General features: G+C 72.0%; 10 protein-coding genes and 1 pseudogene. 10 read left to right on the top strand and 1 reads right to left on the bottom strand.

Going from position 1 to position 15,109, the window contains the following annotated elements; genetic code table 11:
* Nucleotides 1-47: 47 nt before the first annotated feature.
* From OG896_RS37530 to OG896_RS37575, 10 genes and pseudogenes are all read left to right on the top strand, one after another.
* Entirely contained in the window at nt 48-2,204 is a 2,157-nt protein-coding gene (locus tag OG896_RS37530; protein WP_329372627.1) for an ABC transporter ATP-binding protein, read from the top strand.
* Between the two features lie 347 nt (nt 2,205-2,551).
* On the top strand, nt 2,552-3,616 hold the full coding sequence (locus OG896_RS37535) for a ParB/RepB/Spo0J family partition protein (protein WP_329372629.1): 1,065 nt from the start codon (nt 2,552-2,554) through the stop codon (nt 3,614-3,616).
* Nucleotides 3,617-4,104: 488 nt separating this feature from the next.
* Complete coding sequence (locus tag OG896_RS37540) at nt 4,105-5,373, top strand: aminotransferase-like domain-containing protein (protein WP_329372631.1); 1,269 nt, start codon at nt 4,105-4,107, stop codon at nt 5,371-5,373.
* A 115-nt stretch (nt 5,374-5,488) separates the two neighbouring features.
* On the top strand, nt 5,489-6,595 hold the full coding sequence (gene dpgA / locus OG896_RS37545; RefSeq protein ID WP_329372633.1) for a 3,5-dihydroxyphenylacetyl-CoA synthase DpgA: 1,107 nt from the start codon (nt 5,489-5,491) through the stop codon (nt 6,593-6,595).
* A 14-nt stretch (nt 6,596-6,609) separates the two neighbouring features.
* On the top strand, nt 6,610-7,275 hold the full coding sequence (dpgB, locus tag OG896_RS37550) for an enoyl-CoA-hydratase DpgB (protein ID WP_329372635.1): 666 nt from the start codon (nt 6,610-6,612) through the stop codon (nt 7,273-7,275).
* Nucleotides 7,276-7,430: 155 nt separating this feature from the next.
* A complete protein-coding gene (gene dpgC, locus OG896_RS37555; protein WP_443057287.1) occupies nt 7,431-8,702 on the top strand; it encodes a (3,5-dihydroxyphenyl)acetyl-CoA 1,2-dioxygenase DpgC in 1,272 nt (423 codons plus the stop codon).
* Nucleotides 8,703-8,706: 4 nt separating this feature from the next.
* The gene (locus OG896_RS37560) at nt 8,707-9,522 is read left to right on the top strand and encodes an alpha/beta fold hydrolase (RefSeq protein ID WP_329372637.1); all 816 of its coding nucleotides are present in this window, start codon (nt 8,707-8,709) and stop codon (nt 9,520-9,522) included.
* Nucleotides 9,523-9,752: 230 nt separating this feature from the next.
* Nucleotides 9,753-10,190: pseudogene (locus OG896_RS37565) on the top strand (arabinofuranosidase catalytic domain-containing protein); the annotation flags it as partial.
* A gap of 26 nt (nt 10,191-10,216) precedes the next feature.
* The gene (locus tag OG896_RS37570; protein WP_329372639.1) at nt 10,217-11,410 is read left to right on the top strand and encodes an arabinofuranosidase catalytic domain-containing protein; all 1,194 of its coding nucleotides are present in this window, start codon (nt 10,217-10,219) and stop codon (nt 11,408-11,410) included.
* Between the two features lie 146 nt (nt 11,411-11,556).
* Nucleotides 11,557-12,549 carry a DMT family transporter gene (locus OG896_RS37575; protein ID WP_329372641.1) on the top strand — a complete coding sequence of 331 codons (993 nt, stop codon included), beginning with the start codon at nt 11,557-11,559 and terminating at the stop codon, nt 12,547-12,549.
* Nucleotides 12,550-12,653: 104 nt separating this feature from the next.
* Here the strand turns inward: OG896_RS37575 and OG896_RS37580 are convergent, their stop codons facing one another.
* Nucleotides 12,654-15,068, bottom strand: coding sequence for an Ig domain-containing protein (locus tag OG896_RS37580; RefSeq protein ID WP_329372643.1), 2,415 nt, complete (start codon nt 15,066-15,068; stop codon nt 12,654-12,656).
* Between the last annotated feature and the right edge of the window lie 41 nt (nt 15,069-15,109).

Genomic DNA, 15,109 nt, shown 5'->3' on the forward strand with positions numbered 1-15,109 from the left:
CGACCCAGGGAGTACCTGTGGCCATGATGGGCGGACCCGGCCCGGTCATGATCAGATCTGACGGGCCGGATTCCTCGAACAACAGCCAGCGGGCGAAGCCCGGAACGACGAAGAGAATCATCCCGTACACCCGCGGACACCGCCGCTCCATAGGCTTTCTCGTGGTCTGCACCACGCTGAACGCCGCCTGCGCGGTCGCTCCGCCCCTGCTGCTCAAGTACCTGATCGACAACGGCATCATGGCCCGCGACACCGGGACCGTGATCTGGCTCGCGGCCGCCGTCGCCGCGGTCGCCCTGCTGGCCGTCATGGTGGGCTTCGGCGAGACCTGGTTCTCCGCCAAGATCAGCGAGGGCCTGGTCTACGACCTCCGCGTGAAGGTCTTCGACCATGTGCAGCGCCAGTCGCTGGCCTTCTTCACCCGCGCGCAGACCGGCGCCCTGGTGAGCCGGCTCAACACCGACGTGATCGGTGCCCAGCAGGCGGTCACCCAGATGCTCTCCACCGTGGTGTCCTCCGGACTGACCGTCGTCTTCGTGCTGGCCACGATGTTCTACCTGTCGTGGACGGTCACCTTGATCTCGCTGGTGCTGGTGCCGTTCTTCATCCTCCCCGGCCGCCTCATCGGCCGCCGCCTGCAGGGCCTGGCCCGCCGGCACATGCAGGTCAACGCCGAGATGGGCTCGCTCATGCACGAGCGGTTCAACGTCGCCGGCGCGCTGCTCGCCAAGCTCTACAGCCGCCCGGACCGGGAGACCGTCCGCTACGCGCGGCTGGCCGGCCGCGGCCGCGACATCGGCATCCGCAACACCGTCGCGATGAAGCTGCTCTTCCTGTCGTCCATGTTCATCGGCGCGATCGCCACCGCCGTGGTCTACGGTGTCGGCGGGGTGCTGGCGGTGCACGGCACCTTCGAGATCGGCACCCTGGTGGCGCTGACCACGCTGCTCACCCGGCTGATGAGCCCGGTGGGCCAGCTGTCCAACGCCCAGGCCGACGCGATGACCGCGCTCGTCAGCTTCGACCGGCTCTTCGAGGTGCTCGACCTCCAGCCGCTGGTCACCGAGAAGCCCGACGCGGTGGCGCTGCCGCCGGCCGCGACCCGCGGCGCGGCGCCCGGCGTCGAGTTGCGCGGGGTGTCGTTCCGCCACCCCAGGCCCGCCGACGTCTCGCTGGCCTCCCTCGAGGAGTTCGCCACGCCGACACGCGAACACGACGGCGACAGCTGGGCGTTGCGTGACCTCAGCTTCACCGTGCCGGCCGGCAAGCTCACCGCGCTGGTCGGCCCGTCCGGGGCCGGCAAGACCACCATCACCCACCTGGTGCCGCGGCTGTACGACCCGGAGGAGGGCACCGTCCTCATCGACGGCCACGACGTGCGCGACCTGACGCTGGAGTCGCTCAACGACACGATCGGGATGGTCACCCAGGACGGGCACCTGCTGCACACCACCATCCGGGAGAACCTGCTCTACGCCCGCCCGGACGCCACCGAGGAGGAACTGGTCGCCGCCTGCCGGGCCGCGCAGATCTGGCGGCTGGTCGCCTCGCTGCCCGACGGCCTCGACACCATGGTCGGCGACCGCGGCTACCGGCTCTCCGGTGGCGAGAAGCAGCGCATCGCCATGGCCCGGCTGCTGCTCAAGGCACCGCCGGTGGTCGTGCTCGACGAGGCGACCGCGCATCTCGACTCCGAGTCCGAGGCCGCCTTGCAGCAGGCCCTCAAGACCGCGCTCGCGGGCCGGACCTCGCTGGTGATCGCGCACCGCCTGTCCACCATCCGGGACGCCGACCAGATCATCGTCCTGGACCAGGGGCGGATCGTGGAGCGCGGCACCCACGACGAACTGCTCGCGCTCGGCGGTCTGTACGCCGAACTCCACCGCACCCAGTTCGCCGGACGCGCCCTCGCCGACGGCCCCGACGCCGACTCCGACACCGCGTACGAGGGCGACTACGAGGTCGAGGACCTGCCGGAGCGGCGGGTGCCGGAACCGGTGGGCGGCCCCGGTCCCGCGCCGGTCTTCTTCGGACCTGGCGGGGGGCCCGGTCCCGGCGGTCCCGGCCCTGGCGGCGGCGGCCCCGGCCCGGTCGTCTTCGGTCCCGGTGGCCCTGGTGGTCCCGGCGGTCCCGGTGGTTCGGGTCCGGGCGGCCCGGGAGGTCCGGGTGGTCCGGGCGGACCGGGCGGACCACGGTTCCGCTGAGCCCGCCCCCTGAGCGGTGTCCGTGACGCGCCCGACGGCGTCGCGGGCACCGCTTCGTCGTACCCGGCCAACCTCTTCACTGAGCCGTCACCCCACTGGTAACAGGGGGTTTCTAACGATCTGACGGGCTGTTACGTTCGGACTCATCCACGACGGGGGATGTTTGTGGTGTTGGATGCCGAATCGGGGGAGAGGGCGGCGTTCGACCCTGAGCAGCAATGATCCCGCGGACGGATGGTTCAGCTGAAGAAGTTCCTCTCTCGCTGACGAAAGAGCTGCCCGTCGCCACGGCAGGGGGCAGGTGAGGAGTCGGGGTGGAGTCCGGGGGATTCATCGATCAACAGGCTGTGACAGAAGTAGAAGTCGACGCATTACGGCTGGCCGGCTCGCCCCGGCTGGCGGGCGAGAGACAGGAGCACGTCGAGATACTCGCGGCCGCGTCGAACCCGCTGCCGCCGATCATCGTCCACCGTCCCACGATGCGCGTCATCGACGGTTTCCATCGGCTGCGCGCGGCCCGGCTGCGCGGGGACACCACCATCGCCGCCCGCTTCTTCGAGGGCGACGAGTCGGCCGCCTTCGTCCTCGCGGTCCAACTGAACGTCACGCACGGCTTACCGCTCGCCCTGGCCGACCGCCAGCGCGCCGCGGAACGGATCATCGACTCCCACCCCCACTGGTCCGACCGCAGAGTGGCCACCGTCACCGGCATCGCGCCCGGCACCGTCAGCGAGATCCGGCGACGCCTGGCACCGGGTACCGCCGACCCGGACGAGCGGCGGCTCGGCCAGGACGGCCGCATGCGCCCGCTCAACGGCAGTGCCGGCCGCCTGCGGGCCGGCGAACTGCTCACCGAGCAACCGGAACTGTCACTGCGTCAGGTCGCCCGCGCCGCCGGAATCTCCCCGGAGACCGCGCGCGACGTGCGCAACCGGCTGAGGAACGGGGAGCCGCTGCTGCCCCGCTCGTACCGCCGTGACCAGGACGCCGAGCCCGACCCGCACGAGGACTCCGAGCTGGTGCCCACGATCCCTGTCCAGGTCAAGGTCCACGTGCAGTCCGAGTCCGAGTCCGACTCCGCGTCGCGGCCCGCCCGGACCCCGCATACGGAACCCGCCACCCTGCGGCTGGCCCGCGCCGTGCGCCGGGCCCGTGCGGACGCGGCGCCCGACCGCGTCGTCCTGGTGAAGCGGCTGACCGCCGACCCGGCGCTGCGCTTCTCCGAGACCGGCCGCACCCTGCTGCGGCTGCTGGCGATCCACGCGGTCCGGGAGGAGGAGTGGGAGGCGATCATCGGCAACGTCCCGCCGCACTGCAGCGGCATCGTCGCCGACCTCGCCGTCGAGGTCGCCGAGATGTGGGAGGACTTCGCGACACGTGTGAGGCGGGACATCGCCGCCTCGGCGGGCTGATCCCCGCACCACGGCGAGGCCGATCCCGGCAGCACGCAGGAAACGGACGGACCTGTCCCGGCAGCGCGGGTCCGTCCGTGCGACCACCGGAAAGGACCGACGCCGGCGGACGCGGGGGAATTGAAGGGCGCCGCGCAGCCGATCTTCCGGCACCGCTCGCACGTTTCTGCGGCGCTGTGGTGAAAATGGTCGAGAAAAGCCGAGTCTATCGGTCTCCCGCGTTCTTCGACGTGCCTCGTCCAACCGGCAATTCCGGCCCCTTGGACATGTTGTTACCGCGATGGGAACCGTGTGATGCTGGCGCTGAAATCGGCGCGAAAGACGTAGGTATTTCCGGGTCTTCAGGCGCCATGGATTCCCACCGGGGGTGAACCGTGTCCGTGCCCGAGTCCGCAACAGCGTCGACAGTTCCTACGGCCGCTCCGCGCGGTCTTCCGCTGCGCCGGGCGGAGTTGCACGCCTGCGTCAGCGATCCCGTCCTGGACACCATGACGTTCCTGAACGAGATCACGCACCGCTACCCGGACGCCATCTCCTTCGCGCCCGGCCGCCCCTACGACGGCTTCTTCGACGTCGAGCAGATCTTCGACCACCTCCGCGGCTACCTCGACCACCTCGCCGCCCAGGGCCGTACCCCCGCCGAGGTCCGTACCGCGCTCTACCAGTACGGCCCCACCGCCGGCCAGATCCGCGGCATCATCGCCGACTCGCTCCGCGCCGACGAGGACATCGACGTGCCGCCCGAGTCGATCGTCGTCACGGTCGGCGCGCAGGAGGCCATGCTGCTGGTGGTGCGTGCCCTCATCGCCCGCCCCGAGGACGTCCTGCTGGCGGCCAGCCCCTGCTACTCGGGCATCACCGGCGCGTCGCGGCTGCTGGGCGCGACCGTCGTCCCGGTCGACGAGGGGGAGGACGGCTTCTCCTGCGCGGAACTGGAGGCCGTCATCGCCCGCGAGCGGGCCGCCGGCCGGCGGCCCCGCGCGCTGTACGCCATCCCGGACCACTCCAACCCCTCCGGGCACACCATGGACCTGGACACGCGCACCCGGCTCCTCGACGCCGCCGAACGGCACGGCATCCTGATCATCGAGGACAGCCCCTACCGGCGGGTGAGCCCCGGGGAGCAACTGCCCACCCTCAAGGCCCTCGACCGGGCCCGGAGCGTGGTCCACCTCGGCTCGTACTCCAAGACGGTCTTCCCCGGTGCCCGCGTCGGCTTCGCCGTCGCCGACCAGGAGGTGCGCGACGACGAGGGCGGCGGCGGCCTGCTCGCCGACGAACTCACCCGCATCAAGAGCATGGTGACGGTCAACACCCCCTCGCTCAGCCAGGCCGTCGTGGCCGGCGCCCTGCTCGCCGCGGACGGCCGGATCTCCTCGCTCAACGCCGAACCCGCCGCCTACTACGGCGACGCCATGCGCACCACGCTGCGCTGTCTCGACGCCCGCCTCACGGCACCGCGCCGCGAGGCACTGGGCGTCCACTGGAACGAGCCCAGCGGCGGCTTCTTCCTCAGCGTCCAGGTCCCTTTCCGGGCCGACAACACGGCACTTGCCCGCTCCGCCGAGAAATTCGGCGTGCTGTGGACACCCATGAGCTACTTCTATCCGAACGGCGGCGGCGAGCGCGCCCTCCGCCTGTCCACCAGTTATCTGACGACAGCGGAAATCGAGGAGGGCACGGCGCGGCTCGGCGATTTCATCGAGGCGCAGAGCGCGGCGGACGAAGACCTCCCCGACGTCACCAGAATCCCGTAGCACAGCATTTTCCCGACCGTCCCGAAAGGGTGAGAACCGTGAGAGAACTCGGCACGACGCCGATATCACGCCAACGTCCGTGCGCCAAGCGCCGGATGTGGGGGTGGACCTTCCGATGACCATCACGCTGGAGGCCGGCGAAGGCGTCGTCACCGCCGCGTACCGGCCGCGCATCATCGGTGTGGGCACCGCGGTGTCCCCGACCTCCTACTCCCAGCAGGAGGTCCTCGACGCCTTCGCGATCACCGACCCCAGGATCGGCTCCGTCTTCCGCAACAGCGCCATCGAACGGCGTTACCTGACCCTCCCCGACCCCGGCCCCGACGGCGTCCGCAGCCCCGAGACGCAGGGCGACCTGCTGGACAAGCACAGGAGATCGGCGATCGAGATGGGCGCCGAGGCGCTGCGCGCCTGCCTCAAGCGGGCCGGCGCCGAACTCTCCGACCTGCGCCACCTGTGCTGCGTGACCTCCACCGGCTTCCTCACCCCGGGCATCAGCGCGCTGCTCATCCGCGAACTCGGCATCGACCGGCACTGCTCCCGCAGCGACATCGTCGGCATGGGCTGCAACGCCGGCCTCAACGCCCTGAACGTGGTGGCCGGCTGGTCGGCCGCCCACCCCGGCGAACTCGCCGTGGTGCTCTGCACCGAGGCGTGCTCCGCCGCGTACGCCATGGACTCCACCATGCGTACCGCGGTCGTCAACAGCCTGTTCGGCGACGGCGCGGGCGCGGTCGCCCTGCGTTCGGGCCCCGCGGAGGACGGCGTCGCCGGCGGCGAGGGCCCCACCCTCCTGAAGTTCGCGAGCTGCATCATCCCCGAGGCCGTGGGCGCGATGCGCTACGACTGGGACCGCGACCTGGAGCGGTTCAGCTTCTACCTCGACCCGCAGGTGCCCTACGTGGTGGGCGCGCACGCCGAGATCGTCATCGACCGGCTGCTCGCGGGCACCGGACTGCGCCGCGCCGACATCCGGCACTGGCTGGTGCACTCCGGCGGCAAGAAGGTCATCGACTCGGTCGTCGTCAACATCGGCCTCACCCGCCACGACCTGCGGCACACCGTCGGCGTGCTGCGGGACTACGGCAACGTGTCGAGCGGGTCGTTCCTCTTCTCCTACGAGCGGCTGCTCGACGAGAAAGCCGCCGAACCCGGCGACTACGGAGTGCTGATGACCATGGGTCCGGGATCGACCCTCGAAACGGTGCTGGTGAAGTGGTGACGGGAGACAAGACCGTGGACGAAGCGCCGGCCCTGACCCTGGCCGTGGACGGCCGACGGCCGCCGACGGCGGTGGCCGTCAAGGAACTCGCCGATCTCTGCGACCGGGTGGAGGACACCGGGCCCGGCGCGGTCGCCGTGCTGCGGGTCGCCGGCATGCCCGACCCCGACTGGGTGACCGGCCTGGACACCGCCGTCGTCACCAAGTGGGAGCGCACCCTGCGCCGCTTCGAGCGGCTTCCCGCCGTGACCGTGGCCGTCGCCGCGGGCGACACCGGCGGCTGCGCCCTCGACGCCCTCCTCGCCGCCGACCTGCGCGTCGTGTCACCCGGCACGCGGCTGACGCTGCCCGCCGACGGCGAGGCCACCTGGCCCGGTATGGCCGCCTTCCGGCTGGTCCGCCTCCTCGGCGCCGGCCGCGCCCGCCGCGCCGTCCTGTTCGGCGACCCCATCGGTGCCGAGGAGGCCCTTGCCCTGGGCCTGGCCGACGAGGTGTCGGACGACCCGGACCGCGCCCTGGCCGACCTGGTCCTGCGCTACGGCGACGGCGGCGGCAGCGAACTGGCCGTCCGCCGCCAGCTCCTCCTCGACGACGCGACGACCTCCTTCGAAGACGCGCTCGGCTCCCACCTGGCCGCCTGCGACCGTGCCCTGCGCCGCGCCGCGCGGGAGCCGGCGTGACCGGCGTCCCCCCGGGCCGCTCGCCGGAGTCCACCCGGGTACCGGACCTTCCCGGCGTGCGCCCCGCCACCCAGGCCGCCGCCGAGACCGTCACCGCGGCCGCCGCCGAGGCCACTGCCGTGACCGTCACCGTGAGCGCCGCCGAGGCCGCCGCGGTGACCGTCACCGCGGCCGCCGCCGAGGCCGACCGCGTGCTCGCCGGGCTGCCCAGCCCGGCCGGCCGCGGCCCCGCCGCTCGCGAGGCCGCCGACGCGGCGAAGGACACCGCCCGCGCCGCGCGCTCGCGCTTCCTCGACGCTCACGTGGACGCCGTCTACGCGCACCTCACCGACGGCCTCACCCGCGCGCTGCGCCTGGACGAACTGGTCGAGGCGGCCGCGGCCGCCTTCCCCGGCCTCGTCCCGACGCCCGAGCGGATGGCCGAGGAGCGCGCCCGGCCCCAGGCCGACAAGGAAGGCCACGAGATCGACCAGGGCATCCTGCTGCGCGCGGTGCTCCGCTCGCCCGTCGCCGGCCCGCACCTGCTCGACGCGATGCTCCGCCCCACCGCCCGCGCGACCCTGCTGCTCCCCGAGTTCCGGCGCACCGGGGTGCTCCGGACGGAGTCCGTCCACCTCGAACGCCGCGACGGCGTCGCCCGGCTGACGCTCTGCCGGGACGACCGGCTCAACGCCGAGGACGGCCGGCAGGTCGACGACATGGAGACCGCCGTCGACCTCGCCCTGCTCGACCCGGCCATCCGGGTCGGCCTGGTGCGCGGCGGCGAGATGGCCCACCCCCGCTACCGAGGCAGGCGGATCTTCTGCGCCGGCATCAACCTCAAGAGCCTCAGCTCCGGCGGCATCTCGCTGGTCGACTTCCTGCTCCGCCGCGAGCTCGGCTACCTGCGCAAGCTCGCCCACGGCATCCAGGCCGGTGACCTCGGCGGCACCGGGACGTGGCACACCCGGCACGCGGCCAAACCCTGGCTGGCCGCGGTCGACGGCTTCGCGATCGGCGGCGGCATGCAGATGCTGCTGGTCTTCGACCATGTCATCGCCGCCTCGGACGCGTACTTCAGCCTGCCCGCCGCCAAGGAAGGCATCGTCCCCGGCGCCGCCAACTTCCGCCTCACCCGGTTCGCCGGCCCGCGCCTGGCCCGGCAGGTCATCCTCGGTGGCCGCCGCGTCCGGGCGGCGGAGCCGGCGGCCCGGCTGCTGGTCGACGAGGTCGTCGAGCCCGAGGAGATGGACGCCGCGATCGAACGCGGCCTGGACCGCCTCGATGGCGAGGCCGTCCTCGCCAACCGCCGGATGCTCCACCTCGCCGAGGAACCGGAGGACGGATTTCGCGCCTACATGGCCGAGTTCGCCCTCCAGCAGGCGCTGCGGATCTACGGCGAGGACGTCATCGGCAAGGTCGGCCGGTTCGCGGCCGGGAGCGGGTGAGAGGGTGCCGACCGCGCGGATCAACGGCAGGAGCCTCGCGTACGAGGAGTTCGGCGCGCCCGCAGCGCCGCCCGTGGTGCTGGTGGCCGGCACCGGCGCGCCGGGCCGGGTGTGGCGCGCCCACCAGGTACCGGCGCTGACCGGGGCCGGCCACCGGGTGATCACGCTCGACAACCGGGGCCTCGGCCCGGAGCCGGCCGCCCCCGGCTCGTTCACCCTCGCCGACATGGTCGCCGACGTCGCGGGGCTGATCGAGCACCTCGGCGCCGGGCCGTGCCGGCTGGTCGGGCACTCGCTGGGCGCGATCATCGTCCAGGAACTCGTCGTCGCCCGGCCCGAACTCGTCGACCGGGCCGTCCTGATGGCCGGCAGCGGGCGGACGGACGCGCTGATCGCCGCCGGGACCGCGGCGGACCTCGCACTCGCCGACAGCGGTGTGCGGCTTCCGCCCGAGGTCGCGGCCCACCGCCACGCCCTCCAGAACCTCTCGCCCCGAACCCTGGAGGACGCCGGCCGGCTCACGGACTGGCTGAGCCTGTTCGAGCTCGCCCTTCCCGACACCGTCGCCGCCCGCGCGCAGCTCGACCTCGCCCTGATCCCCGACCGGCTCGCCGCCTACCGCCGCGTCAGCCGCCCCTGCCTCGTCGTCGCCTTCGCCGACGACCTCGTGGTCCGCCCCCGGCTCACCCGCGAACTCGCCGCGGCCCTGCCCGGCTCCCGCTACGTCGAGATCCCCGACTGCGGCCACATCGGCTATCTCGAACGCCCCGACGCGGTCAACGCGGAACTGCTCGGCTACCTCCCCGCGCATCCCGCGTAACCGTGCCACGTCGTGCCCTGCGAGCCGACGATGTCGACGCCCGGCGCGGTGCCCGCCGGCGAGCCCGGGCCGAGGGGGCCAACACCCGCCCCGCGAGCGCCCGTTCGACCGGTTGTGCTCACTTTGTGCGGAAGGCTCCGGACGTTTGCGCCACCTTTCCCCCGAAGAATCTTTGAAAGGTCCACTGTGGCCAGTCCATCGTCTTGACTTATGTCTAGAGCCAGCTGAACATGTGTGCTGCGCCACTGGGGACGCCGCCTTTTGCCACAACACTGCGCAGAAACCGGCGATCCCCGACCGCGCCCGACGATGAGCGCGGCCGAGATCCGGCTCAACGCCACGGGCGGAATGGCACCATCACATTTCCGGAGGCATTTGTGCTGGTCTTACTCACACTCCGACGCCGGACGCGGCTGCTGATCGCGATCCTGCTCGCGGTGGCGATCGCGGTGCCGGTCCTCGGCACGGCGACCCGCGCCGAGGCGGCTTCATCGGGGCCCTGCGACATCTACGCGTCCGGTGGCACGCCGTGTGAGGCGGCGTACAGCACCACCCGGGCGATGTTCTCCTCGTACGACGGCCCGCTGTACCAGATCCAGCGCGCCTCGGACAGCAGCACCCTGAACATCGGACTCGCGTCGGCCGGCGGTCTGGTCGCCTCGGCGCCGCAGGTCTCCTTCTGCGCCGGCACGACGTGCATCATCACCCAGCTGTACGACCAGACGCGCCCAACGCCAACAACCTGCCCATCTCGCCGGGCAGTTCCTGCTCCGGCTGCTCGGGCGGGCTTTCCGGCCCCGGCCCGAACGGCTCGGACATCGGCGCGGACGCGATGGCGCTGCCGATCACCATCGGCGGCCAGGGCGCCTACGGCGTGCTGGTCAACAACATCGGTACCGGATACCGCAACAACGCCGCCAAGAACGTGCCCACCGGCTCGCAGCCGGAGGGCCTGTACATGCTCACGTCGTCGAACCTCACCAGCAGCAGCTGCTGCTTCGACTTCGGCTCGGCCGAGGCCGACGACTCCGACGACGGCAACGCGACCATGAACGCGATCTACTACGGCTCCGCCTGCTGGACCGGCGGCTGCACCGGCTCCGGCCCCTGGGTCGGCGGCGACCTCGAGAACGGCATGTACTTCAGCGCGGCCGGCCCCAACCCGTCGAACATCCCCAGCGAGACCGGCTCGTTCGTGACCGCCTGGGAGAAGAACAACGGCACGACGAACTTCACGCTGAAATACGGAAACGGGCAATCCGGCGGGCTGTCACAGGCGTATTCCGGCGCCCTACCCAACGGCTACAACCCGATGAAGGTGCAGCCCTCCATCGAGTTGGGCACCGGCGGCGACAACAGCCCCGAAGGCACCGGTGAGTTCTTCGAGGGCGCCGTCACCAAGGGCTTCCCGACCGACGCCACCGAGAACGCCGTGCAGGCCAACGTCACCGCGGCCGGCTACACGAACAACACCACCACGTTCCCGCCGCCCACCCAGTCCGTGATCAGCCTCAAGGCCCACGCCAACGGCAAGTACGTCGACGCGGCGAACAGCACCACCTCGCTCATCGCCGACGCCACCTCGATCGGCACCAACGAGACCTTCGACCTGATCGCGAACAACAACAACACCGTGAACCTGAGGGCGCACTCCGACAACCAGTGGGTCACCGCCGAGAACAAGGGCAGCTCGCCGCTGATCGCCAACCGCGGTGCGGTCGGCCCGTGGGAGACGTTCTACCTCCTGCACAACTCCGACGGCAGCGTCAGCTTCCGCGCCTACAACAACCAGCAGATCGTCACGGCCGAGGACGCCGGCGCCTCGGCGCTGATCGCCAACCGCACGGCGATCGGCCCCTGGGAGGAGTTCGACCTCATCAACGACTGACACGGTCACCGCGAGGGACACGGCACCCGTCCCCGCCCCTGTCCCCGCCCCGGCAACCGGGCGGGGACAGGGGCAAGTACCGTGGACCACGCATCCGGGGAAAGCTCTGGGCCGCGGGCCCGTGACGACGAGGGGGCCGCGCGACCGTGACGGACGCGTCGACGAAACCGCGGGCCGGCGCCACCGCGCCGGGGACCAGCAGGGCCGCGCGCGAACTCGCCTGGGGGCCCAGCCTGCTCATGGCCGCAGCGCTGGTGGCGCTGCTGTCGCTGACGTGGCTGCTGTCCGGGGACCTGGTCGCCCACGCCGATCCGTTCGCCGTCGCCGCCGGCCGCGCGGGCACCAGCTGCGTCGGGCTGTCGCTGCTCGCCGCCGCCCGCCGGACCACCAGACGCCCCGCGCTGGAGGTGGTGCGCAGCCGCCCGCGCGCCGTCGCCGCCCTGGGCGCCCTGGGGGTCTTCGGCTACTCGATGGCCTCGGTCTGGGCCATCGGGCTGATCGGCGCCGCGACCACCAACGTCGTCCTCGCGCTCCTGCCCTGCGTGACGTTCGTGCTCGGCCTGTGGCTGTTCCGCGAACGCCCCGGCGTGACCGCACTGGTGGGCACCTGCGTGGCTGCCGCGGCGGCGGTCGCCTACGGCCTCCTCGACCGGGGGAGCGGGTTCGGCGTCCGGGGCGGCGTCACCCCCACCCGCGCGCTGGTCGGAGTGCTGGCCGCCGTGGCCGCCATGGTCTCGATGGCGCTGTACGCGCACTTCTACGGCAAGCTCGCCCCCGACGTCTCCTCGGTGGTGGCCCTGCCGTCCGTGTTCGCGGCCGGGGCGCTGATGCTGCTGCTGCCCGCGCTGGCCCGCAACTCCTTCGGCCACCTCACCCTCGTGCAGTGGGGGCAGATCCTGCTGCTCGGTTGCGGGGTGTACGTGCCGGCCTACGTGATCCAGCACGAGCTGTTCCTGCGCCGGGGCGCGCTGTTCACCACCAGCGTCTCCCTGGCCGTCCCCTTCACCGTCCGGTTCTGCACGTGGGGCCTGGGGAAGGCGGCACGACCCAGCCTGCTCGCCACCGCGCTCCTCCTGACGTGCTGCGTCGGCGTCTTCCTCACCATGGCCAGGTCCGGCACCCGCGCTCCCCGGTCCTGAGCTACCCGGACCTGACGCACCGGCCCGGGCGCCGGCGGGTGGTCGACGCACCGGTGGCCCGCTCTCCGGCCGGAGAGCGGGCCACCGGTGCCACTACGCCACGGTCAGCGCGTTCGGCCTCCCTCGGCGGGTGAGGGGTTCCCCACCCGGATCGTGAAGGTCTGGCGCGCGTCCGGGGTGCCGGGCGCGCCCTTGCCGGTGAGGGTGAACCTGGCGGGGGCGCCGGTGAGCGGGACGCCGGTGATGCCGCCGGTGTCGGGGTTGAGGTGCAGGCCGGCGGGCAGGGTGCCCGCGGTGACGGTGTAGCGGATGATCGAGGGCACGTTCGCGGCCGGCCGTGCCTCGTAGAGCTTGCCGGGCGTCATGCCCGGCAGGCTGGTGCTGGTGAAGCCCGGGGTGGGGACGGAGACCGTCCGGGGCGCGCCGACGGCGTTGCCGGCGGCGTCGAGCTGCTGGAGCGACCAGGAGCTGCCGGGCGTGATGACGCTCAGGTGCCAGTGCGTGGACTGGTCGCGGAACTGGGCGCGTTCGTCGTCGGTGAAGGCTCCGAGGTTGCGGGCCGTCTCCCACTGCTTGACCTCGTCGAGCAGGGCCGCCGTGTTCTGCCCGCCGTTGGTCAGGCTGGACACGGAGGTCTCGAATCCGGCGCCGGCGTTCAGGCCCGCGCCCCGTGCGAGGGTGTCCTCGACCGTGTGGAGGGCGGCGCCTCCCGGCAGCGAGATCCAGCCGAGCATCCCGGGCAGGTAGTTGGCCTGGTAGTAGGCGTTGTTGATGAACACCTGGTTCATGCTGGTGGAGCCGACCTCGCCCCAGCTGGCCCGGGACAGCGCGTCCCAGACGTTCGAACCCTCGCGGCTGGTCTCGGAGATGAAGCCGTCCTTGGCCTTCAGCTGCGCGAAGGCCCCGTTGACCATGCGGGCCATGCCGTACTGGCCCCAGCCGGCCTCCGAGGCGGACTCCAGCCCGTCGAACGAGGTCGCGCTGATGCCGGTGGTGTTCCAGATGGTCGCGAACCGGGTGGCGGTGGCGTCGATGAGCTTCAGGTCGCCCAGGGCGCCGTCGTACGAGTTGTGCGGCACCCGGGCGGCGGTGGCGCCGGCGGCGTGGTCGGCGGCGGCCGAGGACCACTGGGCCCGGGTCAGCCCGGTCACCTGGCACTCGTCACCGACGGTGGTGAACCCCGTGTAGTTCACGAACTCGTGGTCGATCAGCAGGGACTTGCCCGCCAGACCGTCGGCCAGCGGCGCGCAGCTCGCCATGTACAGGGAGGTGTCGGTGGCGGCCAGCGGCCGGGTCAGCTCGGCGCTCTGGCCGAGTTGGAGGTCGGGGCTGGGCACGGGCTGGACGTAGGGGTCGTTGGTGTCGATGAAGTTCGACAGGGTGTGCGCGCCGACGGCGACGCCGTCGGACGTGGAGGCGTGCACCAGCGCGGTCGCGCCGGCGTCGCTGCCGCCGAAGCTGGAGTTGAACTGGAAGTGCCCGGCGGACTGCCAGGGGCCGTCGGCCCCGGGCAGCGAGTAGACCGTGTCGATGCCGGCGGCCTTGGCGAACCGGTCGGCGTCCGCGACGTTGCCGGTGTTGAGGTCGGACAGCACCAGGATGGACTTGGAGGTCGCCTGCGCCGCCTTCTGCCACTGCCCGTCGATCGTCGGGTACGGCAGGTTCTGGCCCTTGGCGATCGTCGACAGGACGGTCGGCGCGAGATCCGGGGTGGTGCCGTACAGCGCGATCCGCGAGCCGACGATGCTGCCCTGGGCACCGGGCAGCGGCCCGACCGGAATCCCGTAGCCGGAGTCGTTCGTCCGCAGCCGCTGCTTGGTGTAGTCGAAGGTGAAGGCGCGCAGGAGGTTGCCCCAGGGGGTCCGGCCGCCGACGCTCCACTGCTCCAGCGGTGCCACCTGAAGGTCGGACGGGTTGTCCGACACCTCGTTCTCCCAGCCCATGCCGGTGTCCTCACGGGGCCAGCCGCCCTCGGTGCGGTCGTTGAGCACCTTCATCCCGGCCGTGAATCCGCTGTTGCTCGCCAGGCCCGCCGACTCGCCGAGCGAGCCGGTCAGCGTGGTCGCCAACGGGCCCCACAGCAGGGTCTGCACGTCGGCGCCGCGGGGCGCCTTGACCTTCGTGACGGTGAACGTGGAGTACGACGTCCGGTCGCTGACCGCGACGTCGACCTCGGTGCCGGCCGCGGAGTTGCCGAACACCAGCGTGCCGCCGGAGCGCCGCAGTGAGGTCGGCTTCACCTGCCGCCCACCGATGACCAGGCTGACCAGGGGAGCGGTGCCGTGCCCCGCCACCAGGTAGTTCCGGCCGTCGCGGGAGTCGACCAGGCTGGTGACCGTGCCGGTGGCGTCCATCCCCACCCGCAGGTAGCCGGCGTCCACCAGGACATCACCGGAGTGGTGCGATCCGGTCGCCGCCGACACGGTCTGGATGCCGGCCGCCGCCGGCAGGGCGGTCAGCAGGCCCGCCACCGCGATCGCGGCGGTCAGGCGAGGGGTGAGTTTTCGTCTCAGGTCCATACGCGAGGGGTCCTTCCTCGGACGAGAATGCGTTCTTCACG

Origin of the sequence: Streptomyces sp. NBC_00669, from assembly GCF_036226785.1 — a bacterium.
In the GTDB taxonomy this organism is placed as follows: domain Bacteria; phylum Actinomycetota; class Actinomycetes; order Streptomycetales; family Streptomycetaceae; genus Actinacidiphila.

Coding starts and splice junctions, on each gene's coding strand:
- OG896_RS37530 (WP_329372627.1), top strand. CDS start 48: ATGATCAGATCTGACGGGCCGGATTCCTCGAACAACAGCCAGCGGGCG.
- OG896_RS37540 (WP_329372631.1), top strand. CDS start 4,105: ATGACGTTCCTGAACGAGATCACGCACCGCTACCCGGACGCCATCTCC.
- dpgA (WP_329372633.1), top strand. CDS start 5,489: ATGACCATCACGCTGGAGGCCGGCGAAGGCGTCGTCACCGCCGCGTAC.
- OG896_RS37580 (WP_329372643.1), bottom strand. CDS start 15,068: ATGGACCTGAGACGAAAACTCACCCCTCGCCTGACCGCCGCGATCGCG.